The 25661-nt window shown below is 69.0% G+C and carries 22 protein-coding genes; 8 read left to right on the top strand and 14 right to left on the bottom strand.

The features are described from left to right. Positions 1-18: 18 nt before the first annotated feature. A complete protein-coding gene (locus AK36_RS16450; protein ID WP_045578829.1) occupies positions 19-795 on the bottom strand; it encodes an L-iditol 2-dehydrogenase in 777 nt (258 codons plus the stop codon). Positions 796-1122: 327 nt separating this feature from the next. On the opposite strand from AK36_RS16450, the gene AK36_RS16445 reads away from it, so the two are divergent. The 4 genes from AK36_RS16445 to AK36_RS16430 are packed head-to-tail and all read left to right on the top strand — an operon-like array spanning position 1123 to position 4223. Then, positions 1123-1584 carry a Fur family transcriptional regulator gene (locus tag AK36_RS16445; protein ID WP_045578828.1) on the top strand — a complete coding sequence of 154 codons (462 nt, stop codon included), beginning with the start codon at positions 1123-1125 and terminating at the stop codon, positions 1582-1584. Between the two features lie 48 nt (positions 1585-1632). Beyond that, complete coding sequence (locus AK36_RS16440) at positions 1633-2547, top strand: metal ABC transporter solute-binding protein, Zn/Mn family (RefSeq protein ID WP_011885881.1); 915 nt, start codon at positions 1633-1635, stop codon at positions 2545-2547. 13 nt (positions 2548-2560) lie between these two features. Continuing rightward, positions 2561-3448 carry an ABC transporter ATP-binding protein gene (locus tag AK36_RS16435; RefSeq protein ID WP_045579432.1) on the top strand — a complete coding sequence of 296 codons (888 nt, stop codon included), beginning with the start codon at positions 2561-2563 and terminating at the stop codon, positions 3446-3448. Next, complete coding sequence (locus tag AK36_RS16430; RefSeq protein ID WP_014723551.1) at positions 3441-4223, top strand: metal ABC transporter permease; 783 nt, start codon at positions 3441-3443, stop codon at positions 4221-4223. The genes AK36_RS16435 and AK36_RS16430 overlap by 8 nt, the downstream gene beginning before the upstream one ends. A gap of 117 nt (positions 4224-4340) precedes the next feature. Here AK36_RS16430 and fghA read toward each other — a convergent pair whose 3' ends face one another. Both fghA and AK36_RS16420 read right to left on the bottom strand, forming a co-directional pair. Beyond that, complete coding sequence (gene fghA / locus AK36_RS16425; RefSeq protein ID WP_034192657.1) at positions 4341-5189, bottom strand: S-formylglutathione hydrolase; 849 nt, start codon at positions 5187-5189, stop codon at positions 4341-4343. Between the two features lie 281 nt (positions 5190-5470). Next, positions 5471-6907 carry a xylulokinase gene (locus AK36_RS16420; RefSeq protein WP_045578827.1) on the bottom strand — a complete coding sequence of 479 codons (1437 nt, stop codon included), beginning with the start codon at positions 6905-6907 and terminating at the stop codon, positions 5471-5473. A gap of 461 nt (positions 6908-7368) precedes the next feature. Between AK36_RS16420 and AK36_RS16415 the strand changes: the two genes are divergently transcribed. Further along, positions 7369-8745 (top strand): nucleobase:cation symporter-2 family protein, encoded by a 1377-nt coding sequence (locus AK36_RS16415; RefSeq protein WP_011885887.1) that lies wholly within the window; start codon positions 7369-7371, stop codon positions 8743-8745. A 242-nt stretch (positions 8746-8987) separates the two neighbouring features. Here the strand turns inward: AK36_RS16415 and AK36_RS16410 are convergent, their stop codons facing one another. Genes AK36_RS16410 through AK36_RS16400 form a run of 3 tightly spaced genes read right to left on the bottom strand, consistent with a single transcriptional unit; the run spans position 8988 to position 14983 of the window. Further along, a complete protein-coding gene (locus tag AK36_RS16410) occupies positions 8988-10511 on the bottom strand; it encodes an efflux transporter outer membrane subunit (protein ID WP_011885888.1) in 1524 nt (507 codons plus the stop codon). After that, a complete protein-coding gene (bpeB, locus tag AK36_RS16405) occupies positions 10511-13711 on the bottom strand; it encodes an efflux RND transporter permease BpeB (RefSeq protein ID WP_011885889.1) in 3201 nt (1066 codons plus the stop codon). Before bpeB ends, AK36_RS16410 begins: the two co-directional genes overlap by 1 nt. 15 nt (positions 13712-13726) lie before the next feature. Further along, complete coding sequence (locus AK36_RS16400; RefSeq protein ID WP_011885890.1) at positions 13727-14983, bottom strand: efflux RND transporter periplasmic adaptor subunit; 1257 nt, start codon at positions 14981-14983, stop codon at positions 13727-13729. 406 nt (positions 14984-15389) lie between these two features. Here AK36_RS16400 and AK36_RS16395 point away from each other — a divergent pair, with 406 nt between their 5' ends. Further along, positions 15390-16031 carry a TetR family transcriptional regulator gene (locus AK36_RS16395; RefSeq protein WP_011885891.1) on the top strand — a complete coding sequence of 214 codons (642 nt, stop codon included), beginning with the start codon at positions 15390-15392 and terminating at the stop codon, positions 16029-16031. Positions 16032-16138: 107 nt separating this feature from the next. Here the strand turns inward: AK36_RS16395 and AK36_RS16390 are convergent, their stop codons facing one another. Continuing rightward, positions 16139-16804: a cysteine hydrolase family protein gene (locus AK36_RS16390; protein ID WP_045578826.1), complete on the bottom strand. Its 666-nt coding sequence runs from the start codon at positions 16802-16804 to the stop codon at positions 16139-16141. 152 nt (positions 16805-16956) lie between these two features. On the opposite strand from AK36_RS16390, the gene AK36_RS16385 reads away from it, so the two are divergent. Continuing rightward, positions 16957-17958, top strand: a complete 1002-nt coding sequence (locus AK36_RS16385) for a helix-turn-helix domain-containing protein (RefSeq protein WP_011885893.1) — start codon at positions 16957-16959, stop codon at positions 17956-17958. On the opposite strand, the gene AK36_RS16380 is transcribed toward AK36_RS16385, so the two are convergent. From AK36_RS16380 to AK36_RS16350, 7 genes are all read right to left on the bottom strand, one after another. Then, complete coding sequence (locus AK36_RS16380; protein ID WP_014723560.1) at positions 17913-18176, bottom strand: tyrosine-protein kinase Wzc; 264 nt, start codon at positions 18174-18176, stop codon at positions 17913-17915. The genes AK36_RS16385 and AK36_RS16380 overlap by 46 nt on opposite strands. A 126-nt stretch (positions 18177-18302) precedes the next feature. Then, positions 18303-18995 (bottom strand): SRPBCC family protein, encoded by a 693-nt coding sequence (locus AK36_RS16375; RefSeq protein ID WP_045578825.1) that lies wholly within the window; start codon positions 18993-18995, stop codon positions 18303-18305. A 28-nt stretch (positions 18996-19023) separates the two neighbouring features. Then, positions 19024-19383 (bottom strand): DUF427 domain-containing protein, encoded by a 360-nt coding sequence (locus AK36_RS16370; protein ID WP_011885896.1) that lies wholly within the window; start codon positions 19381-19383, stop codon positions 19024-19026. 129 nt (positions 19384-19512) lie between these two features. Next, positions 19513-19950 carry a carboxypeptidase-like regulatory domain-containing protein gene (locus AK36_RS16365; RefSeq protein ID WP_011885897.1) on the bottom strand — a complete coding sequence of 146 codons (438 nt, stop codon included), beginning with the start codon at positions 19948-19950 and terminating at the stop codon, positions 19513-19515. A gap of 108 nt (positions 19951-20058) precedes the next feature. Further along, positions 20059-21543, bottom strand: coding sequence for a DegQ family serine endoprotease (locus AK36_RS16360; protein WP_011885898.1), 1485 nt, complete (start codon positions 21541-21543; stop codon positions 20059-20061). 100 nt (positions 21544-21643) lie between these two features. After that, a complete protein-coding gene (locus AK36_RS16355; protein WP_045578824.1) occupies positions 21644-22984 on the bottom strand; it encodes an ATP-binding protein in 1341 nt (446 codons plus the stop codon). Positions 22985-22987: 3 nt separating this feature from the next. Beyond that, positions 22988-23650: a response regulator gene (locus tag AK36_RS16350; protein WP_011885900.1), complete on the bottom strand. Its 663-nt coding sequence runs from the start codon at positions 23648-23650 to the stop codon at positions 22988-22990. Between the two features lie 183 nt (positions 23651-23833). On the opposite strand from AK36_RS16350, the gene dacB reads away from it, so the two are divergent. Beyond that, positions 23834-25375: a D-alanyl-D-alanine carboxypeptidase/D-alanyl-D-alanine endopeptidase gene (gene dacB / locus AK36_RS16345; RefSeq protein ID WP_045578823.1), complete on the top strand. Its 1542-nt coding sequence runs from the start codon at positions 23834-23836 to the stop codon at positions 25373-25375. Positions 25376-25661 lie beyond the last annotated feature (286 nt).

The raw sequence follows: 25661 nt of genomic DNA, 5'->3' as shown, positions 1-25661 counted from the left end.
CGTGCGAGCGGCGGCATGTCAGCTCATCCAGTTGCCGCCGTCGACGTTCAGCGTCTGGGCGGTGATGTAGTCGGCGTCGGCCGACGCGAGGAACAGCGCGGCGCCCGTCAGGTCGCCCGGCACGCCCATGCGGCCGAGCGGCACCGCTTCGCCGACGAGCCGCTTCTTCTCGCCGAGCGGGCGGTTTTCGTAGCGTGCGAAGAGCGCGTCGACCTGCTCCCACATCGGCGTGTCGACCACGCCCGGCGCGATGCCGTTCACGTTGATCCGGTGCGGCGCGAGCGCGAGCGCGGCCGATTGCGTATAGCTGATCACGGCCGCCTTGGTCGCGCAGTAGTGCGACACGAGCGCCTCGCCGCGACGCCCGGCCTGCGACGACATGTTGATGATCTTGCCGCCGCGGCCCTGCTCGACCATTCGCTGCGCGACGGCCTGCATCAGGAAGAACAGCCCTTTCACGTTGACCGCGAACAGCCGGTCGAACACGTCCCACGATTCGTCGAGGAGCGGACGCATGTCGAACAGCGCCGCGTTGTTGAAGAGGATGTCGACGCCGCCGAAGCGCTCCACCGCGGTGGCGACGATGCGCTCGATGTCGTCACGCCGCGTGACGTCCGCGGTGACGGCCGCCGCGCGGCCCGGATGCGCTTCGATCAACCGCGCGAGCGAGCCGCTGGCCGGCTTCAGATCCACCAGCACGCAGCGCGCGCCCTCGTCCAGATAGCGTTGCGCGACCGCCTCGCCGATGCCGCTTGCCGCGCCCGTCAGGACCGCGACCTTCTGTTCCAGTCTCACTGGGTGTCTCCGGTTCGTTCTGCTGCATGAGGGCCGTGAGGTGAGCGAACGCTCGCCAGCCGATCAATTGCTCTGTTTGTGGTCGAATGATCGGATACGCGATTCGCGCTGTCAAGGCGACGCGGCGGCTTTCGATGATGCGCTGCGGCACGCCGATGCACGGCGGCGGCCGTCCATGCCCGTCCGGCAAAGGCGCGCGGGTTCGGTGCAGCGCGGCTGAGGCGGGGCGCGTGCGGCGGCGCGCATCGGCGACGCCGCAAGAGCGGTGCAAACCGGCGAGATACGTTATATCATCTCGGTACTCCGTCACCTTGCCTGCTTGCTGCCATGGCTACCTCAACGCCCATCGACGCCCGCCTGTCCCGGGCCGACGCATTCGCCACCGAGCACGGGCTCGCGTGGACGCCGCTGCGCCGTCAGGTCTACGAACGCGTGCTGGCCGCGCAGCGGCCGATCGGCGCGTACGACCTGCTCGCGGAGCTCGAGCCGCAGCGCGGCCGCGTCCCGCCGACCACCGTCTATCGCGCGCTGGATTTCCTCGTCGAGCACGGCTTCATCCATCGGATCGAATCGAAGAACGCGTTCTTCGCGTGCTGCGAGATCGGCGTGCCGCACGAAGGCCAGTTCCTGATCTGCGATTCCTGCGGCGAAACCGTCGAAATTCCGGGCAGCGACCTCGCGAAGCAGCTGTCCGCGAGCGCGCCGGCGCACGGTTTTGAAGTCCATCACCAGGTCGTCGAGCTGAACGGCCTGTGCGGGCACTGCAAGGGCAAGCCCGCGTCACGCTGATCCCGCATCGGGCGGCGTGCAGCGCCGCCCCTTCCTACGAGGAGTTTCATGTTCATTGCCCTGAAGCGCGCGCCGCGGCGCGCCCGGTCGCTTGTCCGTCTGCTCGGTGTGGCCGCCGCCGCGCTGTCGATCGCCACGCCCGCGCTCGCACAGAGCGCGACCGTCAACGTCGTCGCCGCCGAAAATTTCTATGGCGACGTCGCGTCGCAGATCGGCGGCCGCCACGTCGCGGTCACGAGCATCCTCAGCAATCCCGACCAGGATCCGCACCTGTTCGAAGCGAGCCCGAAGACGGCGCGCGCGCTGCAGCACGCGCAGATCGTCATCTACAACGGCGCGAACTACGACCCGTGGATGGCCAAGCTGCTTGGTGCTTCGACGCAGGCGCGGCGCGCGACGATCGTCGTCGCCGATCTGGTCGGCAAGAAGGCCGGCGACAACCCGCACCTGTGGTACGCGCCGGCGACGATGCCGGCCGCCGCGCGTGCGCTCGCGGCCGAGCTCGGCCGCGCCGATCCGGCGCACAAGGCGGACTACGACGCGAACCTGCAGAAGTTCGTCGCGTCGCTGCAGCCGATCGACGCGAAGGTCGCCGCGCTGCGCGCGCAGTACCACGGCGTGCCGGTGACGGCCACCGAGCCGGTGTTCGGCTACATGTCGGATGCGATCGGCCTCGACATGCGCAACCAGCGCTTCCAGCTCGCGACGATGAACGACACCGAGGCGAGCGCGCAGGACGTCGCCGCGTTCGAGAACGACCTGCGCAAGCGGCAGGTGCGCGTGCTGATCTACAACAGCCAGGCCGAAGCGCCGATGACCAAGCGCCTGCTCAAGCTCGCGCGCGACGGCGGCGTGCCGACCGTGAGCGTCACCGAGACGCAGCCGGCCGGCAAGACGTTCCAGCAATGGATGGCCGGCCAGCTCGATGCGCTCGCGGCTGCGCTGGCCGCCGGCAAGCAATGATCGCGATCGCGCCATGAACGCCACTCCCCCCGCACTCGCACTCGAGGGCGTCACGCTCGAACTCGGCGGACGCACGATCCTGCGCGACGTCAGCTTCTCGATCGAAGCCGGCGAATTCGTCGGCGTGCTCGGCCCGAACGGCGCGGGCAAGACGACGCTGATGCGCGCGGTGCTCGGCCTCGTGCCGCTCAGCGGCGGCACGCTGTCGGTCGGCGGCGTGGCGCTCGCGCGCGGCAACGCGTCGATCGGCTACATGCCGCAGATCAGGAGCGGCCTCGCGAATCGCCGGATGCGCGGCTACGACTTCGTCGCGATGGCGGCCGACGGCCACCGCTGGGGGCTGCCGCATACGAGCGCCGCGACGCGGCGCGACGTCGACCGCGTGCTCGAGCTGGTCGGCGCGACCACGCTCGCGCGCCGGCCGCTGTCCGAGCTGTCGGGCGGCGAGCGGCAGCGGCTGCTGCTCGCGCAATGCCTGCTCGGCAATCCGAAGCTGCTGCTGCTCGACGAGCCGCTGATCAGCCTCGACCCGAACCATCAGCGCGGCGTCGTCGAACTGGTGCGCACCGTGCAGCGCGAGCTCGGCATCACCGTGCTGTTCTCCGCGCACGAACTGAATCCGCTGCTGAACGCGCTCGACCGCGTGCTGTATCTCGGCAACGGCGTCGCGGCGCTCGGCACCGTCGACGAGGTGATCACGAAGCCGGTGCTGTCGCGCCTGTACGGTTCGCCGATCGACGTGATGCGCGTGAACGGCAAGATCTTCGTGATGTCGGGCGACGTCGAGATCGAAAAGCACGACCACGAACACGAGCACGACGATGGCCACGCGCACGGCGGCGGCGCACATGCTCATCAACACCACGGACACGCTCATCCCGGGCATTCGCACGATGTTTGAATACGATTTCATGATCAACGCGTTCGCCGCGGCGGGGATCGTCGCGGTGCTCGCGGGCATCGTCGGCTACTTCCTCGTGCTGCGCGGACAAACCTTCGCGGGCCACGCGCTGTCGCACGTCGGCTTCACCGGCGCGACCGGCGCGGTGCTGCTCGGCATTTCGCCGATCTGGGGGATGGTCGGCTTCACGCTCGCGGCCGGCATCGGGATGGGCGCGCTCGGCGAACGGCTCGCGGGCCGCGACGTCGCGATCGGCGTGATCCTGTCGGGCGCGCTCGGCTTCGGCTTGCTGTTCCTGCATTTCTACACGTCGTTCGCGACGCAGGTCACCGCGCTGCTGTTCGGCAACGTGCTGGCGGTCAGCCGCGACACGCTCGCGGCGCTCGCCGGCATCGGCGCGGTGAGCCTCGTCGCGCTGGCGCTGATCGCGCGGCCGTTGCTGTTCGCGTCGCTGCAGCCGGAACTCGCCGAAGCGAAGGGCGTATCGCTGCGCACGGTGTCGGTGCTGTTCCTCGCGGTGTGTGCGCTGGCGGTGGCGGCGGCGACGCAGATCGTCGGCGTGCTGCTGGTGTTCACGCTGCTGGTCGGGCCGGCGGCGGCCGCGCAGAACCTGTCGACGCGGCTGTCGACCGGCGTGCTGCTCGCCGCGCTGTTCGCGCTGTTCGAAGCGTGGGTCGGCATCGCGCTCGCGTATTACACCGACTGGCCGACGAGCTTCTGGATCACGGCCCTGTCCGCGCTCGTGTACGGCGCGAGCCTGCTGCGGCGGCATTGAGCGTCGCGCGACGAGGCGCGCAACGCCGGCTTGCCGTCGCGCATGCCGGCGTTTTCTTATGCGGCATGCGCGCGCGACGTGCGGCGCGCGCCGCAGGTCACGCAGCGGGGACGAAGCTCACGGATTCAGCACGCGCGCATGATGCGCGATGTGATCGGCGATGAACGTCGAGATGAAGTAGTAGCCGTGATCGTAGCCGGGATGGCGGCGCAGCGTCAGCGGCTGACCGGCCTTCTCGCACGCGGCTTCGAACACGTCGGGGTTCAGCTGGTTCGCGAGGAACTGATCGGCCAGCCCCTGATCGATCAGGATGCCTTCGTCGAACTTCGGCGCATCCGCGCGCGCGACCAGTTCGCTCGCGTCATGCTGCTTCCACGCTTCGCGATCGGCGCCGAGATAGCCGGTAAACGCCTTCTCGCCCCACGAGCAACGCGACGGCGCGGCGATCGGCGCGAACGCCGACACCGACCGGTACAGGCCCGGATGACGCAGCGCGAGCGTCAGCGCGCCGTGCCCGCCCATCGAATGGCCGAAGATCCCGAGCCGCGTGCCGTCGATCGGCAGCTCGGCCGCGACCAGCGCGCGCAGCTCGTCGGTCACGTACGACTCCATCCGGTAATGGGTCGACCACGGCGCCTGCGTCGCATCGACGTAGAAGCCCGCGCCGACGCCGAAATCCCACGCGTCGGTCTCGCCCGGCACGCCCGCGCCGCGCGGGCTCGTATCGGGCATCACGAGCGCCAGCCCGTACTGGGCCGCGTACTGCTGCGCGCCGGCCTTGATCGCGAAGGTCTCGTCGGTGCACGTGAGCCCGGCGAGGTAGAACAGCGCCGGCACGCGACCGTGCGACGCCTGGCGCGGCAGGTACACCGAGAACTTCATCGGCAGGCCGATCGCCTTCGAATCGTGGCGATAGAAGCGTTGCTCGCCGCAGTGGCAAGCATGCGAAGAAATGAGTTCGAGCATGGGATTCCCTTCCGTTCAATACTGCGTGACCGGGCCAATCGAATCGCCCGCGTTCATCGGTTGAAGCCGTCGGCGAGCTTCGTGCGTGGTGGCGTGCGCGCGGGGCGGCGTCGACTGCAACTCCAACCGCAACGAGACCGCCCCGGCAACCGTCCCCGCAACCCCATCGTGGCCGCCATGATCCTCGATTGCGCCGACTGTCGCACGCGTGAATCGGCCGCCCGCTTGCCACGACACGTCATCGCCAGCATGCGCCGGCTCGCGCCGGCATGTGCGCGAGTTTAAACGCCGCTCGTGAACCACGTGTCGGTTCGCGCATACAGATCGATGAAGCGCGCATATCGCCCGGCCAGCGCGCGATCGTCGCGCGGCGCCGCGACCGGCGACGCTGCCGGCGCGAGTGCGCGCAGCGCGTCCTCGCGCCAATGTCCGAGCGCGACGCCCGCGAGCAGCGCCGCGCCGCGCGTCGCCGCGTTCGGACAATCGACCGCCTCCAGCGACGCACCGAGCGCATCGGCGAGCAACTGGCGCCAGCGCGGGTCGACGGAGCCGCCGCCCGCGAGCCGCAACGTCGCGACCGGATCGGCCGGATTCGCGTCGCGAATCGCATCGAGCCCCGCGCGCAGCGCGAACGCGACGCCTTCGAACGCCGCGCGCATCATGACGCCGCGCGTGTCGCCGAGCCCGAGACCGAGCCAGCCGCCGCGTGCGTCGGGGTTCATCCACGGCGAGCGCTCGCCGCTCAGGTACGGCAGGAAGCCAAGCCGCTCCGACGCCGGCTGCGCGAACGCGTCGTCATAGGCATCGGCCCAGTGCGCATAGCCGAGCCAGCCGCGCACGGCCTCGAGCGCGAGGCCGACGTTCTGCATCGCGGCCATCGTGTAGTAGCCGCCGCCGGCCGCCGTGCGATAGCGATGCAGCCCGCGCCGCGCGGGCGGCAACGCGTGTGCGAGCACGACGATCTGGCCGCCGCTGCCGGTGGTCAGCAACGCGTCGCCGGCCGCGACGAGCCCGCTGCCGAGCGCCGCGCACGCGGTGTCGGCCGCGCCCGTCGCCAGCGGCACGCCGGTCGGCAAGCCGAGCGCGGCCGCGGCCTTCGCGTCGAGCACGCCGCAGCGCGCGCCAGACGGCCGCGGCGGCGCAAATGCGTCGAGCGGCAAACCGAGCGCGTCGATGCGCGCCGTCTCCCATGCGCCGTCCGGCGTCGCGAGCGCGGTCGCGCAGGCGTCGCTCGGATCGGCGGCGAGCTCGCCGCCGAGCGCGGTGCGCAGCCAGTCCTTCGGCTGCACGGCGTGGCGCGCGGCGCGCAGCGACTGCGGCTCGTGCACGGCGAGCCATCTCAGCAGCGGGCCGGCCATCCCCGGCGCGACGGGGTTCGGCGCGTCGGGCCACGCAGACGCAGCGGCTTCGCGCACCGCGCGCGTGTCGGGCCACAACAACGCGGGCCGCACCGGCCGGCCGACGGCGTCGAGCAGCACGACGCCGTGCATCTGTCCGGAGAAGCCGATCGCGGCGACCTGCTCGCGTTCCGCCGACGGCAGCCGCGCAGCGGCGCGCACGAGCGCCTGCCACCACGTGTCGGGCGCGATTTCGGCCCAGCCGGGCCGCGGCGACGACAACGCATAAGGTTCGCTCGCGACCGCGCGCTCGACGCCGTCGGCATCGAGCGTGACGAGTTTGACGGAGCCGGTGCCGAGGTCGATTCCGAGCAGGCGCATGACGGGACGCAGTATTCGAATGAACGGATGTCGATGATAGCGGGATCGCGCCGCGCGCCCCGCTTCGCCGCGGTTTTTTCGACGCCACGGCAACGCGACACGGCCGCAACGCGACGCCGCCGCGCGCGCATGCTGCGCGTCCCCTGCCGCGCCGGCAAAAACCTCGGCGCGCGGGTTAACCCGGCGCGATTTCCGCCAGGTCGTTTTTGCCACTATGCCGGCGCGGCGATACAGACCATAAGGCCGGCCATATTTGACATGGGGGTCCGCGCTATTTTGAACGGCTATAAAAGTGGGAAACCTTGCTCCCGCGTGAGTTTCCCGATGATCGACACCCAATCGCCTGCCCTGACGGCATATCGAACCAGCAAAGAACGGAATAGAACCCAGTGCTCTTGTTGCGATGGTGCATTCCGCATAACTTCGTACCACCCCGAAAACAAGATCATGGAGTGAGACAGATGCAATCGAACACGGTCCATCCGTGCGATGAGGTGCTGCCGACCGGCAAGCTGGTAACGCTCGGTCTGCAGCACGTCCTCGTCATGTACGCCGGCGCCGTCGCCGTGCCGCTTATCGTCGGCGGCGCGCTGAAGCTGCCGAAAGACCAGATCGCGTTCCTGATCAGCGCCGATCTGTTTTCGTGCGGCATCGCGACGCTGATCCAGACGCTCGGCCTGTGGATCTTCGGCATCCGCCTGCCCGTCATCATGGGCTGCACGTTCGCGGCGGTCGGCCCGATGATCGCGATCGGCACCAACCCCGGCCTCGGCATGCTCGACATCTTCGGCTCGACGATCGCGGCCGGCATCATCGGCATCGTGCTCGCGCCGACGATCGGCAAGCTGCTGCGGTTCTTCCCGCCGGTCGTGGTCGGCACCGTGATCGCGGTGATCGGGCTGTCGCTGATGGAGGTCGGGATCAACTGGGCGGCCGGCGGCGTCGGCAACCCCGACTACGGCAGCCCCGTGTATCTCGGCCTGTCGCTGCTGGTGCTCACGCTGATCCTGCTGATCAACAAGTACGGTCGCGGCTTCATCGCGAACATCTCGGTGCTGCTCGGCATCGTCGCCGGCTTCGCGATCGCGTTCGCGATCGGCCGCGTCAATACCGATGGCGTCGCGCACGCGCCGTGGGTCGGCTTCGTGATGCCGTTTCATTTCGGGATCCCGCACTTCGACCCGCTGTCGATCGCGACGATGGTCACGGTGATGTTCGTCACGTTCATCGAATCGACCGGCATGTTCCTCGCGGTCGGCGACATGGTCGATCGGCCGGTCGACCAGGAGCGCCTCGTGCGCGGGCTGCGCGTCGACGGCCTCGGCACGCTGATCGGCGGCATCTTCAACTCGTTTCCGCATACGTCGTTCTCGCAGAACGTCGGCCTGATCGGCGTGACCGGCGTGAAGAGCCGCTACGTATGCGCGACGGGCGGCGTGATCCTGGTGCTGCTCGGGCTGTTCCCGAAGATGGCGCAGGTCGTCGCGTCGGTGCCGCCGTTCGTGCTCGGCGGCGCGGGCATCGTGATGTTCGGGATGGTGGCCGCGAACGGTATCAAGGTGCTGTCGAAGGTCGACTTCGTGAACAACACGCACAACCTGTTCATCGTCGCGGTGAGCGTCGGCATGGGCCTCGTGCCGGTCGTGTCGCCGCACTTCTTCTCGAAGCTGCCGCCCGCGCTCGCACCGATCCTGCACAGCGGCATCCTGCTCGCATCGGCTTCCGCCGTACTGCTGAACATCGTGTTCAACGGCGTCAAAGGCGAGAAGGACGCGCGCTGCGAGATTCGCCGCGCCGGCCACGACTTCGACGGACGCCCGGCCGACGTGCATCACTGACCGGCTCCGGCCGGCAGCGTACCGGAAGCGCAGAACGCCACGGCTTGCCGTGGCGTTCTGCTTTTGGGACCTACGAGCACATGCACGCGACGGCGGCCGCGATACGCGCGATCGCCGGCTTGCGCGCGACATCGCCACGCCGAGCGGTCGCGCAAAAAGAAACGCCACGGACCTCCGTCCGTGGCGTTGTCGCATACGCGTATAACGGCGTACGGGAGCGTTGCCCCCGTACGCCGGCGCGCCTACCCGTTCGTCGCCGCGGCGGATGCCGGCGCCGGCGCGGCCGCCTTGTCGTAGCCTTCCGTCACGTCCGGCGCGCGCGGCGTCTCGCCGGCGTGCTGAATCCAGCCGCCGCCCAGCGCACGATACAGATCGACGAGGTTGGTCCAGCGCGCGAGGCGCGCGCTGATCAGCGACTGCTGCGCGGAATACAGATCCGTCTGCGCGGTCAGCACCGACAGATAGCTGTCGACACCGTTCTTGTAACGCAGGTCCGACAGATCGAAGCGACGCTGCTGCGCATGCTCGTTGCGCTCGAGCGCGGCGATCTGCAGATCGTACGTGCCGCGCGCGGCAAGACCGTCCGACACCTCGCGGAACGCCGACTGGATCGCCTTCTCGTAGTTCGCGATCTCGATGCGCTTCTGCACGTTCGCGAGGTTCAGGTTCGCGATGTTCTGCCCGCCTTCGAAGATCGGCATCGTCAGTTGCGGCGCGAACGACCACGCCGCCGTGCCGGCCTTGAACAGCCCGCCGAGCGTCGGGCTCGCGGTGCCGAACGCGGCCGTCAGCGAGATGCGCGGGAAGAACGCCGCGCGCGCCGCGCCGATGTTCGCGTTCGCGGCCAGCAGCGTCTGCTCGGCCTGCATCACGTCGGGACGACGCGTGAGCAGGTCCGACGGCAGGCCCGCCGGCACATCCGTGAGCAGGTTCTGCGCGTCGAGCGACATGCCGGCCGGCAGATCGTCCGGCAGCGGCTCGCCGATCAGCAGCACCAGCGCATTCACCGCCTGCGCCCGCGCACGCGCCTGCGCCTGCTGGTTCGCGAGCGCCTGCTCGACGACCGTCTGCGCCTGACGCAGATCGAGCTCGGAGCCCGTACCGTTGTCGAACTGCAGCTTGGTCAGGTCGTACGACGCCTGCGCGGTCTTCAGCGTGTTCTCCGTGACCTTCAGCAGGTCTTCGGTCGACAGCAGCGTCAGATACTGGTCCGCGACCTGCGACACGAGCGAGATCTCGGTGGCCTGCCGTGCATACGAGGTCGACAGGTACTGCGCGAGCGCCTGGTCCTTCAGGCTCTGCACGCGGCCGAACAGGTCGAGCTCCCAGGACGCGGAAAGCCCGACGCTGTAGGTGCGCGTGATGAGCGGCTGGCGCGTCGTCGACACGCCCGCGGGATAGCGCTGGATGTTGCCGGAGCCGGTGCCGTCGAGGGTCGGGAACAGCCCCGCGCGCGTGATCTGGTACTGCGCGCGCGACGCCTCGATGTTCAGCACCGCGACGCGCAGGTCGCGGTTGTTGTTCAGCGCGATCTCGATCAGCCGCTGCAGGCGCGGATCGGCGAAGAATTCGCGCCAGCCGATGGCGCTCGCCGCCTGGCCGTTGGCGCTGCGCGTGCCGGCCGCAGCGGGCTGCGTCGCGTAGACGCCGCCGGCCGGATACGCCTGCGCGACGGGCGCGTCGGGCCGCGTGTAATGCGGCGCCATCGTGCAGCCCGTGGCAAGCAGCGCGACCGCGATTGCAGTCAAAGCGTGTTTTTGCATCATCACTGTCCCTTGTTGCCTTCGTCGCCGGTGCCCGGCGTCTCTTCGTGGTGCGAGTGCTCCTGAGCCAGACGCAGCGCCTCGTCGGCGTCTTCCTTCTCGCCGCTGAAGATCGCGCGGATCTTCACGAAGAACATCGGGATCATGAAGATCGCGAGGAACGTCGCGGTGATCATCCCGCCAATCACGCCCGTACCGATCGCGTGCTGGCTCGCCGAACCCGCGCCGTTGCTGATCGCGAGCGGCATCACGCCGAGAATAAACGCGAGCGACGTCATCAGGATCGGACGCAGCCGCAGACGCGCCGCTTCCAGCGCGGCCTCGATCGGCCCCATCTTCTCCGTCATCTGCAGTTCGCGCGCGAATTCGACGATCAGGATCGCGTTCTTCGCCGACAAGCCGACCGTGGTCAGCAGACCGACCTGGAAGAACACGTCGTTCTCGAGGCCGCGCAGCGTCGCCGCCAGCAGTGCGCCGATCACGCCGAGCGGCACCACCATGATCACCGAGAACGGGATCGACCAGCTTTCATACAGCGCCGCGAGACACAGGAACACGACCAGGATCGAGATCGCGTACAGCACCGGCGCCTGCGAGCCCGACTGGATTTCCTGGAACGACAGGCCGGTCCACGAGTAGCCGATACCGACCGGCAGCTTCTTCGCGAGCCCTTCCATCGCGGTCATCGCCTGACCGGTCGACTTGCCCGGCGCGGCCTGACCCTGGATCTCCATCGCCGACACGCCGTTGTAGCGCTCGAGCTTCGGCGAACCGTAGGTCCAGTGACCGGTCGCGAACGCGCTGAACGGCACCATCCCGCCCGAACCGTTGCGCACGTACCAGATGTTCATGTCTTCCGGCGTCATCCGGAACGGCGCGTCGGCCTGTACGTACACCTTCTTGATCCGGCCGTCGGTGTCGAGGAAGTTGTTCACGTACTTCGACGCCCACGCGATCGAGAACGTCTGGTCGATCGCATCGGCCGTCACGCCGAGCGCGTTGGCCTTCTCGCGGTCGATGTCGACCTTGTACTGCGGCGTATCGTTCAGCCCGTTCGGACGCACGCCCTGCAGCGTCGGATCCTTCGCGGCCATCCCGAGCAGCTGGTTGCGGGCGGCCATCAGCGCGTCGTGGCCGAGACCGGCGTTGTCCGTCAGCTCGAAGTCGAAGCCGGCGGCCGTACCGAGTTCCGGAATCGACGGCGGGTTGAACGGGATCACCAGCGCGTCCTTGTAGCTGCCGTAGCGCCCGAACATCCGGCCGATCAGCGCCTGGACCTTCTGGTTCGCGTGCTGACGCTGCGAGTAATCCTTCAGTCGCACGAACACGAGACCGGAGTTCTGGCCGCGGCCGGCGAAGCTGAAGCCGTTGACCGTGAACGCGGACTCGACGATGTCCTTCTCGTCCTTCAGCAGATAGTCGGAAATGTTCGCGAGCGTGCGCGCGGTGGTTTCCTGCGTCGAGCCCGACGGCGTCTGCACGATCACGAACATCAGCCCCTGGTCCTCATCGGGCAGGAACGACTTCGGCAGGCGCACGAACAACAGGCCGACCGCGACGATCACGACCAGATAGATGATGAGCCAGCGGCCCGAGCGCTTGATCACGTGGTGCACGCCGACGTGATACTTGTCGCGGCTGTTGTTGAACGTGCGGTTGAACCAGCCGAAGAAGCCCTTCTTCTCTTCGTGATGGCCCTGCGGGATCGGCTTGAGGATCGTCGCGCACAGCGCCGGCGTCAGAATCAGCGCGACGAGCACGGACAGCACCATCGCGGACACGATCGTCAGCGAGAACTGCCGGTAGATGGCGCCGACCGAACCGCCGGAGAACGCGACCGGCACGAACACCGCCGACAGCACCAGCGCCACGCCGACGAGTGCGCCGGTGATCTGGCCCATCGCCTTGCGGGTCGCCTCCTTCGGCGACAGGCCCTCTTCGGCCATCACGCGCTCGACGTTCTCCACCACCACGATCGCATCGTCGACCAGCAGGCCGATCGCGAGCACGAGGCCGAACATCGACAGCGTGTTGATCGAGAAGCCCACCAGCGACATGATCGCGAACGTGCCGAGCAGCACCACCGGCACGGCGATGGTCGGGATGATCGTCGCGCGCAGGTTCTGCAGGAACAGATACATCACGAGGAACACGAGCACGATGCCTTCGAGCAGCGTCTTGACCACTTCCTCGATCGACAGCTTCACGAACGGCGTCGTGTCGTACGGATACTTGACGACGAGGCCGTGCGGGAAGAACGGTGCGAGCTCGTCGATCTTCGCGCGCACGGCCTTCGCGGTCGCGAGCGCGTTCGCGTTGGTCGCGAGCTGGATACCGAGCGCGGCGGTCGGCTGACCGTTGTACTTGGTGTCGAAGTTGTAGTTCTCGCCGCCGAGGCCGATCTGCGCGACGTCCTTCAGGCGCACCTGCGAGCCGTCCTGGTTGACCTTCAGCAGGATGTTGCCGAACTGCTCGGGCGTCTGCAGCAGCGTCGATTCGGTGATCGTCGCCTGCAGCACGGTGCCGGGCTTGGCCGGCGTGCCGCCGATCTGGCCGCCCGCGATCTGCACGTTCTGCGCGGTGATCGCGCTCGACACGTCGACCGGCGTGAGGCCGTAGTTCGTCAGGCGGTTCGGATCGAGCCAGATCCGCATCGCGTACTGCGAGCCGAACAGCGTGACGGTGCCGACGCCGTTCAACCGGCTGATCGGATCCTTCACGTGCGACGCCACGAAGTTCGCGAGGTCGTACTTGCTCATGCTGCCGTCTTCGGAGTTGAACGCGAGCACCAGCAGGAAGCTGCTGCTCGACTTCGTCACCGACAGACCGAGCTGCTGCACGACCTGCGGCAGAACCGGCGTCGCGAGCGACAGCTTGTTCTGCACCTGCACCTGCGCGATGTCGGCGTTGGTGCCCGGCGCGAAGGTCAGCGTGATCGTCGCGTTGCCCGAGTCGTCACTCGTCGACGACATGTACAGGAAGTTGTCGAGGCCGCTCATCTGCTGCTCGATCACCTGCGTCACCGTGTCTTCCACCGTCTTCGCGGAAGCGCCCGGGTAGTTCGCGGTGATCTGGATCGATGGCGGCGCGATCGTCGGATACTGCGCGATCGGCAGCGAGAAGATCGCCGCGACCCCGGCCAGCATCAGGATGATGGCGATCACCCACGCGAAGATCGGGCGATCGATAAAAAACTTTGCCATGAAGCAGGCTCCCTGTTATTGCGCGCTCGACGCAGCGGCGGCGCTGGCCGGCGCGGCGCCCGACGCGGCTGCGGCACCGGAACCGGCGGCGGCCGGCGCGGCGGATGCGGCTGCACCCGATGCGGCATCGGCTGCCGGCAGCTGCGCGGCGACCGTCTTCACCGTCGTGCCCGGACGCGCCTTGTCGCCGCCCTGGACGATCACGCGGTCGCCCGCGTTCAGCCCGCCTTCGACGATCCAGTTCTGACCGTTCATGCCGGTCGTCTTCAGCGGACGCGGCTCGACCTTGTTGCTCGCGTTCACCACCATCGCGATCGCCTGGCCCTTCTGGTCGTGCGTGACGCCGATCTGCGGCACCAGGAACGCGTTCTCGTTCACGCCTTCCTCGATGCGGGCGCGCACGAACATGCCCGGCAGCAGCACGCGGTTCGGGTTCGGGAACACCGCGCGGATCGTGACCGAGCCAGTCGTCTGGTCGACCGTCACGTCGGAGAACTGCAGCTTGCCGGGCACCGGGTAGGTCTTGCCGTCCTCGAGGATCAGCGACACCTTCGCCGCGCCGGGGCCGCTCGTCTTCAGGCGGCCGCTCTGCACGTCCTGGCGCAGCTTCAGCCCCTCGAGGCTCGATTGCGTCAGGTCGACGTAGACCGGATCGAGCTGCTGCACCGTCGACATCAGCGTCGCCTGGCTCGCCTGCACGTAAGCGCCCGGCGTCACCTGCGAGATGCCGACGCGGCCGCTGATCGGCGACACGACGTCCGTATAGCCGAGGTTGATCTGCGCGGTTTCGACCGCTGCCTTGCCGGCTGCGACGTCGGCCGCGGCCTGGCCCTGCGTGGCCACCGCGTTGTCGTAGTCCTGCTTGCTGACCGCGTTGGCGGCCACCAGCACCTTGTAGCGCGCGACCAGCGCGTTCTGCGTGACGAGGTTCGCCTGCGCCTTCGCGAGCGTCGCCTTCGCGCTGTTCAGTTGCGCGAGATACGGCGCCGGATCGATCTTGTAGAGGCGCTGGCCGGCCTTCACGTCGCTGCCTTCGACGAATTCACGGCGCAGCACGATGCCGTCGACCCGCGCGCGGACCTGCGCGACGAGGAACGCACTGGTGCGGCCCGGCAGTTCGGTGTAGATCGGTACGGCTTGCGGTTGGACGGTGACGACGCCGACTTCCGGCGTTTGCGGCGGCGGTGCCGATTCTTTTTTCCCGCACGCGGCCAGGAAAACGGCGGCCGTCGCGACAGTGAGTAAGCGGTATGGAACCCGTTCGACGCGCATGGAGCGACCTCTGTGTATAACCATTGGAATGAGTGCGGCGCCCGGACCGAGCGTCACACGGATGCGCCTTGCGGCGCTGATCGAACACCTGAATTACGGGACTACTGGACTACTGGATACGGTACGTCGGCACGAGGCTTCCGGGCCGACGCGATGCCGCAATGCGGCCTGGTACTTTGGCGGGAATCAGCAGAGTGGGATATTAACTGATTGCCCCTTGGGTCATTCGATCGTAGGGTGGTATTGTATATACATTCACGGATGTATGTAAAAAAGCCCCTACGCTCGTCACGCATGCTGAGTCTTACGAAACATTACGAATTGTGAGCATGGCGGCCGCCGCAGCGGCAACGGGGGGTTGCAGCCTCCATATTCACACCTACGATCGATCCATTCAGGCCTGCACATGGTCAGACGCACCAAGGAGGAGGCACTCGAGACGCGCAACCGCATTCTCGACGCCGCCGAACACGTATTCTTCGAGAAAGGCGTGTCGCACACGTCGCTCGCGGACATCGCCCAGCACGCCGGCGTCACGCGCGGCGCGATCTACTGGCATTTCGCCAACAAGAGCGAGTTGTTCGACGCGATGTTCGACCGCGTGTTCCTGCCGATCGACGAGCTGAAGCGGATGCCGCCCGATGCGCCGGGCGCCGATCCGCTGGAAAAGATCCGCAAGATCCTGATCTGGTGCCTGCTGGGCGTGCAGCGCGATCCGCAGTTGCGGCGCGTGTTCAGCATCCTGTTCATGAAGTGCGAATACGTGGCCGACCTGGAGCCCCTGCTGCAGCGCAATCGCGCGGGCATGAGCGAGGCGCTGCACGCGCTCGACGCCGATCTCGCGCTCGCCGTGCAGCTCAAGCTGCTGCCCGAGCGGCTCGACACGTGGCGCGCGACGCTGATGCTGCATACGCTCGTCAGCGGCTTCGTGCGCGACATGCTGATGCTGCCCGACGAGATCGACGCCGAACAGCACGCGGAGCAGCTGGTCGACGGCTGCTTCGACATGATGCGTTATAGCCCGGCGATGCTGAAGACGGGGGGATGACGGGGGGGCGCGGGGACGGCGCGGTTCATCGCCCCATCATGTGCTGCGATTGAATCGATCGCGAGCGCACCGCGCCGTCCGATCGACTTTTCAACTACCCCATCCGCTCAGGCCGCCTGCGCGCGCCGCGCCCGCGCCCGCCGGTTCGACGCCGCCACCGAATCGTGCGCAGGCATCGCCGCGCCGCCCAGGCCCGCGATCCACGCGTCGGTCGACATCACCGCCGCGAAATTCGACTGGAACACGACCGTGTACGCACGGTGTATCTCCTCGGCGCTCGCCGCCCCCGCTTCGTTCTCGTACGGCAACGCGCCGGTCGCATCGGCGAGGTACTCGACGCCGAGCCCCGCGTGCGCCGCGTGCAGGACGGTCGCCGCATTGCAGTTGTGCGTCATGTAGCCGACGACCGCGAGCGTGTCGATGCCGCGCGCGTCGAGCCATGCGGCGAGGTCGGTCGCGGCGAACGCGCTGGCCTGCGCCTTCACGATCAGATGCGCATACGGACGCTCGGCCACGACCGGGTGAAGCGCGACGCCGTCGGTGCCGGGCGCGAAGATCGTCGCGCCGGCCGGCGCGACGTGCTGGACCACGATCACCGGCACGCCGGCCGCATGCGCGGCGTCGATCGCCCGGCCGATGTTCGGCAGCGACACGTCGAGCGGCGGATACTCGATCGGCAGATTGCCGCTCACGTATTCGTTCTGCACGTCGATCACGATGAGGGCACGGCGGGAAACGACTGACGACGGGGACGACGGCGTGGCGTTCGACATGGGAAGCTCCAAAATCGGCCGCGCCGCGCTGCTCCGGAGCGGAGCGGCCAGCGACGCGATGCGAGGCATTGTCGGGTCGCGCCGCGCGGCCGGACAGTGGCCCGTTTGCCATTCTTCGATAGAATCGGGCCATCGCCATTCCGGAGCCCGTCATGCCCGCCGCCGCGTCGCCCGCCGCCCTCGCCCCGACCGTCGTCGCCGTGATCGCGTACGACGGCATCAGCCCGTTTCACCTGTCGGTGCCGTCCGTCGTGTTCGGCAACGAGCGCGATGCCGCCGCGACGCCCGTATTCGATTTCCGCGTGTGTTCGGCCGAGCGCGGCCCGCTCGCGACCACCGGCGGCTTCACGATCACCGCGCCGCACGGTCTCGACGCGCTCGCCGACGCCGACATCGTCATCGTGCCCGCATGGCGCGACCCCGATGAAGCGCCGCCCGACGTGCTGGTCGACGCCGTCCGCGCGGCCGCCGCGCGCGGCGCGCAGGTCGTCGGGCTGTGTCTGGGCGCGTACGTGCTCGCCGCCGCGGGTCTGCTCGACGAGCGCCCGGCCACCACGCACTGGGCCTGGGCCGACGATTTTGCGCGGCGCTTTCCGCGCGTGAAGCTCGACCCCGACGTGCTGTACGTCGACGACGGCAACCTGATGACGTCGGCCGGCACGGCGGCGGGGCTCGACTGCTGCCTGCACGTCGTGCGGCAACGCTTCGGCGCCGACGCGGCGAACCGCATCGCGCGCCGGCTCGTGATCCCGCCGCATCGCCAGGGCGGCCAGGCGCAATACGTGCCGCAACCGGTCGCCGCGCATCCGCGCGACGCGCGGCTCGCGGAACTGCTCGACTGGGTGCGCGCGCATCTCGACGTCGCGCACAGCGTCGATTCGCTCGCGGCGCGCGTGCTGATGAGCCGGCGCACCTTCACGCGCCGCTTCCGTCAGGCCACGGGGACGACCGTCACGGCGTGGCTGCACGCCGAACGGCTCACCCACGCGCAGCATCTGCTGGAAACCACCGGACAATCGATCGACGCAATCGCGCAGGCGGCCGGCTACGGGTCGAGCGTGTCGTTGCGCCAGCATTTCGCGGGCACGCTCGGCACGTCGCCGTCGGCCTATCGGCGGGAATTTCGCGGCGCGGCGCCCGGCGGGCGGCGGTAGGGCCGATCGCCCAAAAGCGCCGCGGCTGCGGACACGGTTTCGCCGGGGTTAGGTTCGTCGATCGTCAGCCGCCCTGCGTGCACGGTGAAGCCCGGCACACCGAGCCACAGCAGCAGTGTCGTGCCGCGGCGGCCGATGCTCGCCGCATCGTGCAGCGCGAGGATCGGCGCGGGATCGACGATGACGATGTCGTAGCGCCGCGCCGCGGCGTCGAGCACCGTCTTGAAGCGGCCGTCGTTGAACGGCGCGGACGTGCATATGACGGAGGGGAAAAGTCGCGGTCATCGCGCGGCCTGAGCGCCGGGCTGCCGGCGCGCAGCCCACGCTCCCTGCGACGCAACGGCTCAGGCGCCGTTGATCCAGCGCGCCGCGTACAACAGCACCGCAACGAACAGGATGATCGCGGCCCACGCCCACAAGGGCAGCGGCCCCGATGCGCGCGGTTGCACCGCACTGGCCGCGCGGCCGCTCAGCGCGCCGCCGAGATGCGGCAGCGGCCGCTTCGCGGCGGCCATCAGCGACGCGGGCCGCAGGAACACATGCTGGCGACGCGGCGCGCTCGACGCCGCACGGTTCGGCACGAGGCCATGCTTGGCCTGCACGACCGCACCGAATTCGCGGAAGAAATCGTCGGTCCACTGGTGCAGCGCGCGCTCGATCTGCCGGCCCGGCAGCTCGGCGAGCGGCCCGCTGGCGGTCGCCCACACCACGTAGTCGATCTGCGTCGTGGTTGCGTCGTCGCCCGGCAGCAGCGCGAGCTCGACCTGCCCGCGCAGCGCGCCGAGTCCATCGGCCCGCGCCTTGAAGCTGATCACGCGCCGCGCGTCGTCCTGCTGGCCGGCCGAATGCGCGCGCACGTCGTAGCGCGCGCGCAGCGGGCCGAGCGGCACCGTGATCGTCAGCGCGAACTCGCCGTGCGCGAGCTTCGCGAACGATTCGCAATGGTCGAAGCTCGCGCGCAGCAACGCGAGATCCTCGAGCGCGTCCCGCACGACCGCCGGCGCGAGCGGAACGCGTAACGTGTCGTTCAGTTCCATGATGCCTCCCCGATGACCACACGTCGCATCAGGACGTCTCGACGAGACTGTCGATCCGTGCGACATCGAAGGCGACGTAGTGCGCGAGCGCGAACGCCGTCTCCCCTGGTTCCTCGTAACTCCATGCGGCGCTGCGGATCACGCCGTCTTCTGTCTGCAGATCGAAATACACGGCCAGGCCGCGCAGCGGGCAGGCCGTCGTGACGCTCGACTTCACCAGCCGATGCATGTTGACGTCGCCGCGCGGCAGGTAATGGGTGTCCGGCGCACCGGTCTCGCGCACCGTCAGCGCGCCGAGCGAATCGGCATAGGTGATGCCGCGGTGAATCACGCGCACGCGATGGCGGTTCGGCACGATTTCGAGGCGACGGTCGGCGGCATCGGACATCGTTGTTCCTCCGGGCGGCCGCGGCATCGAGGCCGGGCGCAGGAAACGAAAAAGCCACGGCACGCGGCCGTGGCTTTCATTATCGGCGAAACTCGGTCCGATTGCGCGCCCCGCGACGGGGCCGCCGCGCTACTGCGCGCTCCACTGGAACGCCGCCTTCGTGCCGCCCTTCGCGCCCACCGTGACCGCGCGCGATTCGTCGCTGCCCTGGTACGACGCATGGACGGTGTAGCGCCCCGGCGGCAGCTTCACAAGCATGTACGGCCCGCGCGCGTCGGTCCTCAGCACCTCGGCGCCCTTCGCGTCGACGATCCGCACATGGACGTCGGCCAGATATTCGCCGCCCTTGCCGGTGAAGCGCAGCGCGAGCGGCCACGCCGATTCGTTGTGCTCGAAGGCCGTCGACTGATCCTTGCCGATGCCGCCCGACACATAGCTGACATCGCCCTGCTGGCTCGCCTCCGGCAAACCGTCCGACTGCGCGTAGGCGCCGGGCGCCGCGACGGCGACGCCCGCGGCCAGCGCGACGGCCACCGCGAATCGGGATACGTTGCGTAGATGTTGCATGGCTCTCTCCTTTCGGGTCGGAACACTGCATCACGGGTGCCGACGACGCCGGACACCCGGCGACGCCCGCCCAGACCGGTCGAGCCGGCCTGAGGCGGCCGCCGCCGGTCAGCTCAGATCGACCGGCACGAAGATCTGTGCATTATCGCGCTGGATCAGCAGAGCAAGACTGTTGCCCGCTCCCTTGACGGCGTCGCGCAACTGCTCGGGGTTCGTGACCGGCCGGCCGTTCACCGCGAGGATCACGTCGCCCGGCTGGATGCCCGCGCTGGCCGCGGGGCCGCCCGCCTGCTGCACCATCAGCCCGTGCGACAGGTTCGTCGCGCTGCGCTCCTGCGGCGTCAGCGGCCGCACCGCGACGCCGAGGCGCCCCTGCTCGACGGGGCCGCCGTCGTTCGACGCCAGCTTCGCATCGGTCATCGCGCCGAGCGTCACGCTGATCGACTTCTTCGACTTGTCGCGCCAGATCTGCAAGTCGGCCTGCGAGCCGGGCTTCAGGCTCGCGATCTGCGCGGGCAGCGACGTCGAATCGGCCACCGGCGAACCGTTGACCGCGAGGATCACGTCGCCCGGTTGCAGGCCGGCCTTCGCGGCCGGGCCGCTCGGATCGACCGAGCTGACCAGCGCGCCGTCCGGCTTCGGCAGCCCGAACGAGCTTGCGAGCGTCTGGTTCAGCCCCTGCACGGCGACGCCGAGGCGGCCGCGGCTCACGTGGCCCGTCTTCACCAGTTCGTCCTTGACCTTGATCGCCTCGTTGATCGGGATCGCGAACGACAGGCCCTGGAAGCCGCCCGTCTGCGAATAGATCATCGAGTTGATACCGATCACTTCACCCTGCAGGTTGAACAGCGGGCCGCCCGAGTTGCCGGGGTTGACCGGCACGTCGGTCTGGATGAACGGCGTGTAGTTCTCGTCCGGCAGCGCGCGCGACTTCGCGCTGATGATGCCGGACGTGACCGTGTTGTCGAAGCCGTACGGCGAACCGATCGCGACGACCCACTGGCCGACCTTGCTGCGCGCCGGGTCGCCGATCTTCACGGTCGGCAGGCCGCTCGCGTCGATCTTCAGCACCGCGACGTCGGACTGCTTGTCGGAGCCGACGACCTTCGCCTTGTACTCGCGCTTGTCGGTCAGCTTGACGGTGACGACGTTCGCGCCGTCGATCACGTGCGCGTTGGTGAGGATGTAGCCGTCGGGGCTGACGATGAACCCGGAGCCGAGGCTCGCGCTCGGCTGGTCGTCCGGCTGCGCGTCGCCGCCCATGCCCGGCACCTGGCCGTAGAAGTGCTTGAAGAACTGGTAGAACGGGTCGCTCGGATCCATCGGCAGCTGCGGCTGCTGCACGCGACGCGACACCTGCTTGACCACGTGCTTCGCGCTGATGTTCACGACCGCCGGGCCGTAGGTTTCGACCAGCCCGGAGAAATCGGGAATGCCGGTCTTGGCCGCGGCCTCGGCCGGCATCAGCGCGGCGGCCTGCGCGGGCGTGATGATCTGCGGATCGGCATGGCGGGTGCCCGCGACGTAGCCGGCGGACAGCGCAGCAGCAACGGCGACCGCAACGGCGCCACGCGCAAGGAATCGGGTGTTCATCGTGAGACCTCCTCGTTGTTAGGTCGCAGCGTAACGACCCTGACTTAAAGGAGGCTTAATCGCCCTTAAGCGGGGCTTAAGCAGCCCCGCGCGAGAACGGTTACGCAGATGCCGACCGTGCCTGCGCCCCCGTGTCGGCCTCGCGGAACACGACGCTCACGAGCAGGCCGCCGGCGGCCGCATCGCCGAGCGACACCGTCGCGCGCTGCTGCGCCGCGACGCGCTTGACGATCGCGAGCCCGAGCCCGCTGCCCGACACGTCCGCCCGCGCGCGCGCCGAGCTGTCGCGATAGAAGCGGTCGAACACGCGCTCGCGCTCCTCGGCCGGGATGCCGGGGCCGCTGTCGGCGATCTGCACGCATGCGCGGCCGGCCGCGTCGTGCGTCAGCGACACGTCGATGCGCCCGCCGTCGGGCGTGTACTTCACCGCGTTGTCGAGCAGGTTGCCGAACATCACGCGCAATGCGCCGACGTCCGCGACGACGGTCGCCGCACACGCCTCCTCGAAGCCGAGGTCGATGCCGCGCCGCTGCGCGAGCGGCGCGTGCGCGGCCACGCATTCGGCCAGCAGCGCGTGCAGGTCGATCGGCTCGCGCACCGACGCGCCGTCGGGCTCCGCGCGGGCGAGCGCGAGCAGCTGTTCGGTCAGGCGCGTCGCGCGCGTGACGCCGTCCTGCAGATCGGCGACCGCCTCGCGGCGCGCCGCATCGTCCTTCGCGCGCGCGACGAGCTGCGCCTGGATCTGCACGGCGGCGAGCGGCGTGCGCAGCTCGTGCGCGGCATCGGCGACGAACGCCTTCTGCGTGTCGAGCGCGGCCGACAGCCGCGCGAGCAGCCCGTTCAGCGCGCGCACCAGCGGCTGCACCTCGAGCGGCAGCCCCGCGTCGGGCAGCGGATCGAGCGCTTCCGGGCGGCGCGCCTCCACCGCGCGCGTCACGCGGCCGAGCGGCGCGAGGCCGCGCCCGACGATCATCCAGACCGCCGCACCGAGGAACGGCAACAGCACGATCAGCGGCCACAGCGTGCGCAGCGCGACGTTCGCGGCGAGCCGGTTGCGCACCGACAGCGGCTGCGCGAGCTGCACGACGTTGTCGCCGACGATCGCGCCGTACACGCGCCATTCGCCGCGATCGGTGCGCTCGGTCGAGAAGCCGAGCTCCGCGCGCGGCGCGATCGGCGCGCGCGGATGCGAGAAGTACATCAGCACGCCGTTGCGATTCCAGATCTGGATCACGATGCCTTCGTCGCCGTTGGTGCGCGAGCCGAACACCTGCGAGAACGGTTCGGACGGCAGCGCCGCCGCGATTTCCTGCAGCTGGTAGTCGAACAGCTCGTTCGCTTCGGCGAGCGCCTGCCGGTAGATCAGCCAGCCGGCACTGCCCACGCCCGCGACGACGATCGCGAGCAGCCAGATCAGCAATTGATGACGAATCGACCTCACGCGTCAGCTTTCCTTGACGACCATGTAGCCGAGGCCGCGCACGTTGCGGATCAGGTCCGAGCCGAGCTTCTTGCGCAACGCATGGATGTAGACCTCGACCGTGTTGCTGCCGATCTCTTCGCCCCAGCCGTACATCTTCTCCTCGAGCTGGCTTTTCGACAGCACCGCGCCGGGCCGCACGAGCAGCGCCTCGAGCAGCGCGAATTCCCGCGCGGACAGCGCGACGGGCGCGCCGTCGAGCGTCACCTGGTGAGACGCCGGATCGAGCGTGAGCGGGCCATGGCGAATCAGCGATTCGCTGCGGCCGGCCTGGCGGCGGATCAGCGCGCGCATGCGCGCGCCGAGTTCGTCGAGATCGAACGGCTTGACGAGGTAGTCGTCGGCGCCCGCGTCGAGGCCCTTCACGCGATCGGCGACCGCATCGCGCGCGGTGACGATCAGCACCGGCAGCGCCAGGCCGCGCGCGCGCAGCGTGCGCAGCACGTCGATGCCGTCGCGCTTGGGCAGGCCCAGGTCGAGCAGCAGCAGGTCGTACGTCTCGCCGCCGAGCGCCGTGAGCGCCGCGTCGCCGTCCTGCACCCAGTCGACCGCGAAGCCATCGGCGCGCAGCGCCTTGCGCACGCCGTCGGCGATCATGCGGTCGTCTTCAACAAGCAGAATGCGCATCGGAACCGGAACCCATGGGACGAGTGAAACATGGCGACCATTGTAGCGCCGCGGCTCGCTTGCGCCGTCTGCAATGCAACAGTAAGGCGACACGCGTGTGGCGCATGCGCACTTGTCTCTACAATGTGCGCTCCGGCGCCGCGCGCCCCCGCTCGAAGCCTCGTGTCTTTCCCGTATTCGCCCATGCCGATTTCCGCTCTGTCCGCCCGGTTCGTCAGCCGCACCCGTCTGTGTGCGCGCACGGCCGCCGTCGTCGCCGCCTGCACCGCGCTTGCGTTCGCGCCGCCCGCGCATGCCCGCAAGAAACTCCACAAGGACGCACGCAAGACCGTCGTCGTGTCGCCCGCCGCGCGCGCGGCCGGCCTGCCGGCGTCCGTGCTGGTCGCGCTGCAGCGCGCGAACGTGCCGGCATCCGCGATCAGCGTCGTCGTCGAGCGCGTCGGCGACCCCGAGCCGCTGATCGCGTGGAACGGCAGCCGGCCGATGCTGCCGGCGTCGACGATGAAGCTGGTCACGACGTTCTCCGGCCTGTCGATCCTCGGCCCCGACTACCGCTGGCGCACCACCGCGTACGCGGACGGGCCGATCGACCCGGACGGCACGCTGCAGGGCAACCTGTACATCAAGGGCACCGGCGACCCGAAGCTCGTGCCCGAAGAGCTGATCGACCTCGTCGACAAGATCCGCAAGGCCGGCGTGCGGCGCGTGGCCGGCCGCCTCGTGCTCGACAAGAGCTATTTCGCGGCGTCGACGCGCGACCTGCCGTCGTTCGACGACGACGTGAGCGCGCCGTACAACGTCGGCCCCGATCCGCTGCTGTACGCGTTCAAGGCCGTGTCGTTCACGGTCACGCCGGGCGACGACGGCAAGGTGGCCGTCGACGTGCTGCCGCCGCTCGCGAACCTGTCGATCGACAACCAGCTCGTCGAGGGCGGCGGATCGTGCGGCGCGGCGGCCGCGGCCGCACGCCCGACGCTGTCGGGCGCGGGCACGGCGGGCGGGATCATGACCGCGTCGTTCTCCGGCGACTATCCGCTGCGCTGCGGCGCGCACACGACCAATCTCGCGATCCTCGACCACACGGCGTTCTTCGCGCGCGGCTTCCTCGCGCTGTGGCAGCAGGACGGCGGCACGATCGCGGGCCCGGTCGACGAAGGCAAGGTGCCGAACACCGCGCGGCCGCTCGCCGTGCACCACAGCCCCGTGCTCGGCAGCATCGTGTACGACATCAACAAGTTCAGCAACAACGTGATGGCGCGCAACCTGTTCCTCACGATCGGCGCGGTGGCCGGCAAGCCGCCCGCGACGCCCGAGCAGTCGAGCCGTGCGATTCACGCGTTCCTGCAGAGGAGCGGAATCGCGATGCCCGAGCTGGAACTGGAGAACGGCTCGGGGCTGTCGCGCGACGAGCACGTGAGCGCGCTGTCGCTCGCCGCGCTGCTGCAGGCCGCGAACGCGAGCCCGGTCGCGCAGACGTTCGTCGATTCGCTGCCGATCGCCGGCATCGACGGCACGATGAAGAACCGGCTCACCAACGCGGGCGTGCTCGGCAATGCCCACATCAAGACCGGCACGCTGCGCGACGTGCGCGCGATTGCCGGCTACGTCGCGGGCGCCGACGGACAGAGCTACGTCGTCGTGAGCTTCATCAACGACGAGCACGCGGAAGCCGCGCGCGCCGCGCACGATACGCTGCTCGAATGGATCTACGCGGGCGCGCATTGACGGTGTCATGCGGGGCGGTGCTGTAGCTTGGGTTCGGTTGAGCTGCGGCCTGCTCCGTTGATCCGTTGCTCGGCCTGCGGCGCTGCATGGGCGGCTGGCGGCATGTGGTGTCAGCCGGCGGCTACCGATGGCTGCCGGTGTCCTCTTTCTGCTACCTGAGTGCTCCCTCTGACGCGTGCTTCGTGCTGCCTGCTGTTGCCTACCGGCGCCCGCTGCACGCGCTAGTGCCGCACTAGCCGCCACGTACGAAAGCGCGCTGCGACACGCCTCACCCTCGCCCGCCAAT

This window comes from Burkholderia vietnamiensis LMG 10929 (genome assembly GCF_000959445.1).
GTDB lineage: Bacteria > Pseudomonadota > Gammaproteobacteria > Burkholderiales > Burkholderiaceae > Burkholderia > Burkholderia vietnamiensis.
The sequence above is the reverse complement of the archived record's forward strand: the minus strand, read 5'-3'. Positions and strand labels throughout refer to the sequence as shown.

Coding starts and splice junctions, on each gene's coding strand:
- AK36_RS16445 (WP_045578828.1), top strand. CDS start 1,123: ATGGCTACCTCAACGCCCATCGACGCCCGCCTGTCCCGGGCCGACGCA.
- AK36_RS16440 (WP_011885881.1), top strand. CDS start 1,633: ATGTTCATTGCCCTGAAGCGCGCGCCGCGGCGCGCCCGGTCGCTTGTC.
- AK36_RS16435 (WP_045579432.1), top strand. CDS start 2,561: ATGAACGCCACTCCCCCCGCACTCGCACTCGAGGGCGTCACGCTCGAA.
- AK36_RS16430 (WP_014723551.1), top strand. CDS start 3,441: ATGTTTGAATACGATTTCATGATCAACGCGTTCGCCGCGGCGGGGATC.
- fghA (WP_034192657.1), bottom strand. CDS start 5,189: ATGCTCGAACTCATTTCTTCGCATGCTTGCCACTGCGGCGAGCAACGC.
- AK36_RS16420 (WP_045578827.1), bottom strand. CDS start 6,907: ATGCGCCTGCTCGGAATCGACCTCGGCACCGGCTCCGTCAAACTCGTC.
- AK36_RS16415 (WP_011885887.1), top strand. CDS start 7,369: ATGCAATCGAACACGGTCCATCCGTGCGATGAGGTGCTGCCGACCGGC.
- AK36_RS16410 (WP_011885888.1), bottom strand. CDS start 10,511: ATGATGCAAAAACACGCTTTGACTGCAATCGCGGTCGCGCTGCTTGCC.
- bpeB (WP_011885889.1), bottom strand. CDS start 13,711: ATGGCAAAGTTTTTTATCGATCGCCCGATCTTCGCGTGGGTGATCGCC.
- AK36_RS16400 (WP_011885890.1), bottom strand. CDS start 14,983: ATGCGCGTCGAACGGGTTCCATACCGCTTACTCACTGTCGCGACGGCC.
- AK36_RS16395 (WP_011885891.1), top strand. CDS start 15,390: ATGGTCAGACGCACCAAGGAGGAGGCACTCGAGACGCGCAACCGCATT.
- AK36_RS16390 (WP_045578826.1), bottom strand. CDS start 16,804: ATGTCGAACGCCACGCCGTCGTCCCCGTCGTCAGTCGTTTCCCGCCGT.
- AK36_RS16385 (WP_011885893.1), top strand. CDS start 16,957: ATGCCCGCCGCCGCGTCGCCCGCCGCCCTCGCCCCGACCGTCGTCGCC.
- AK36_RS16375 (WP_045578825.1), bottom strand. CDS start 18,995: ATGGAACTGAACGACACGTTACGCGTTCCGCTCGCGCCGGCGGTCGTG.
- AK36_RS16370 (WP_011885896.1), bottom strand. CDS start 19,383: ATGTCCGATGCCGCCGACCGTCGCCTCGAAATCGTGCCGAACCGCCAT.
- AK36_RS16365 (WP_011885897.1), bottom strand. CDS start 19,950: ATGCAACATCTACGCAACGTATCCCGATTCGCGGTGGCCGTCGCGCTG.
- AK36_RS16360 (WP_011885898.1), bottom strand. CDS start 21,543: ATGAACACCCGATTCCTTGCGCGTGGCGCCGTTGCGGTCGCCGTTGCT.
- AK36_RS16350 (WP_011885900.1), bottom strand. CDS start 23,650: ATGCGCATTCTGCTTGTTGAAGACGACCGCATGATCGCCGACGGCGTG.
- dacB (WP_045578823.1), top strand. CDS start 23,834: ATGCCGATTTCCGCTCTGTCCGCCCGGTTCGTCAGCCGCACCCGTCTG.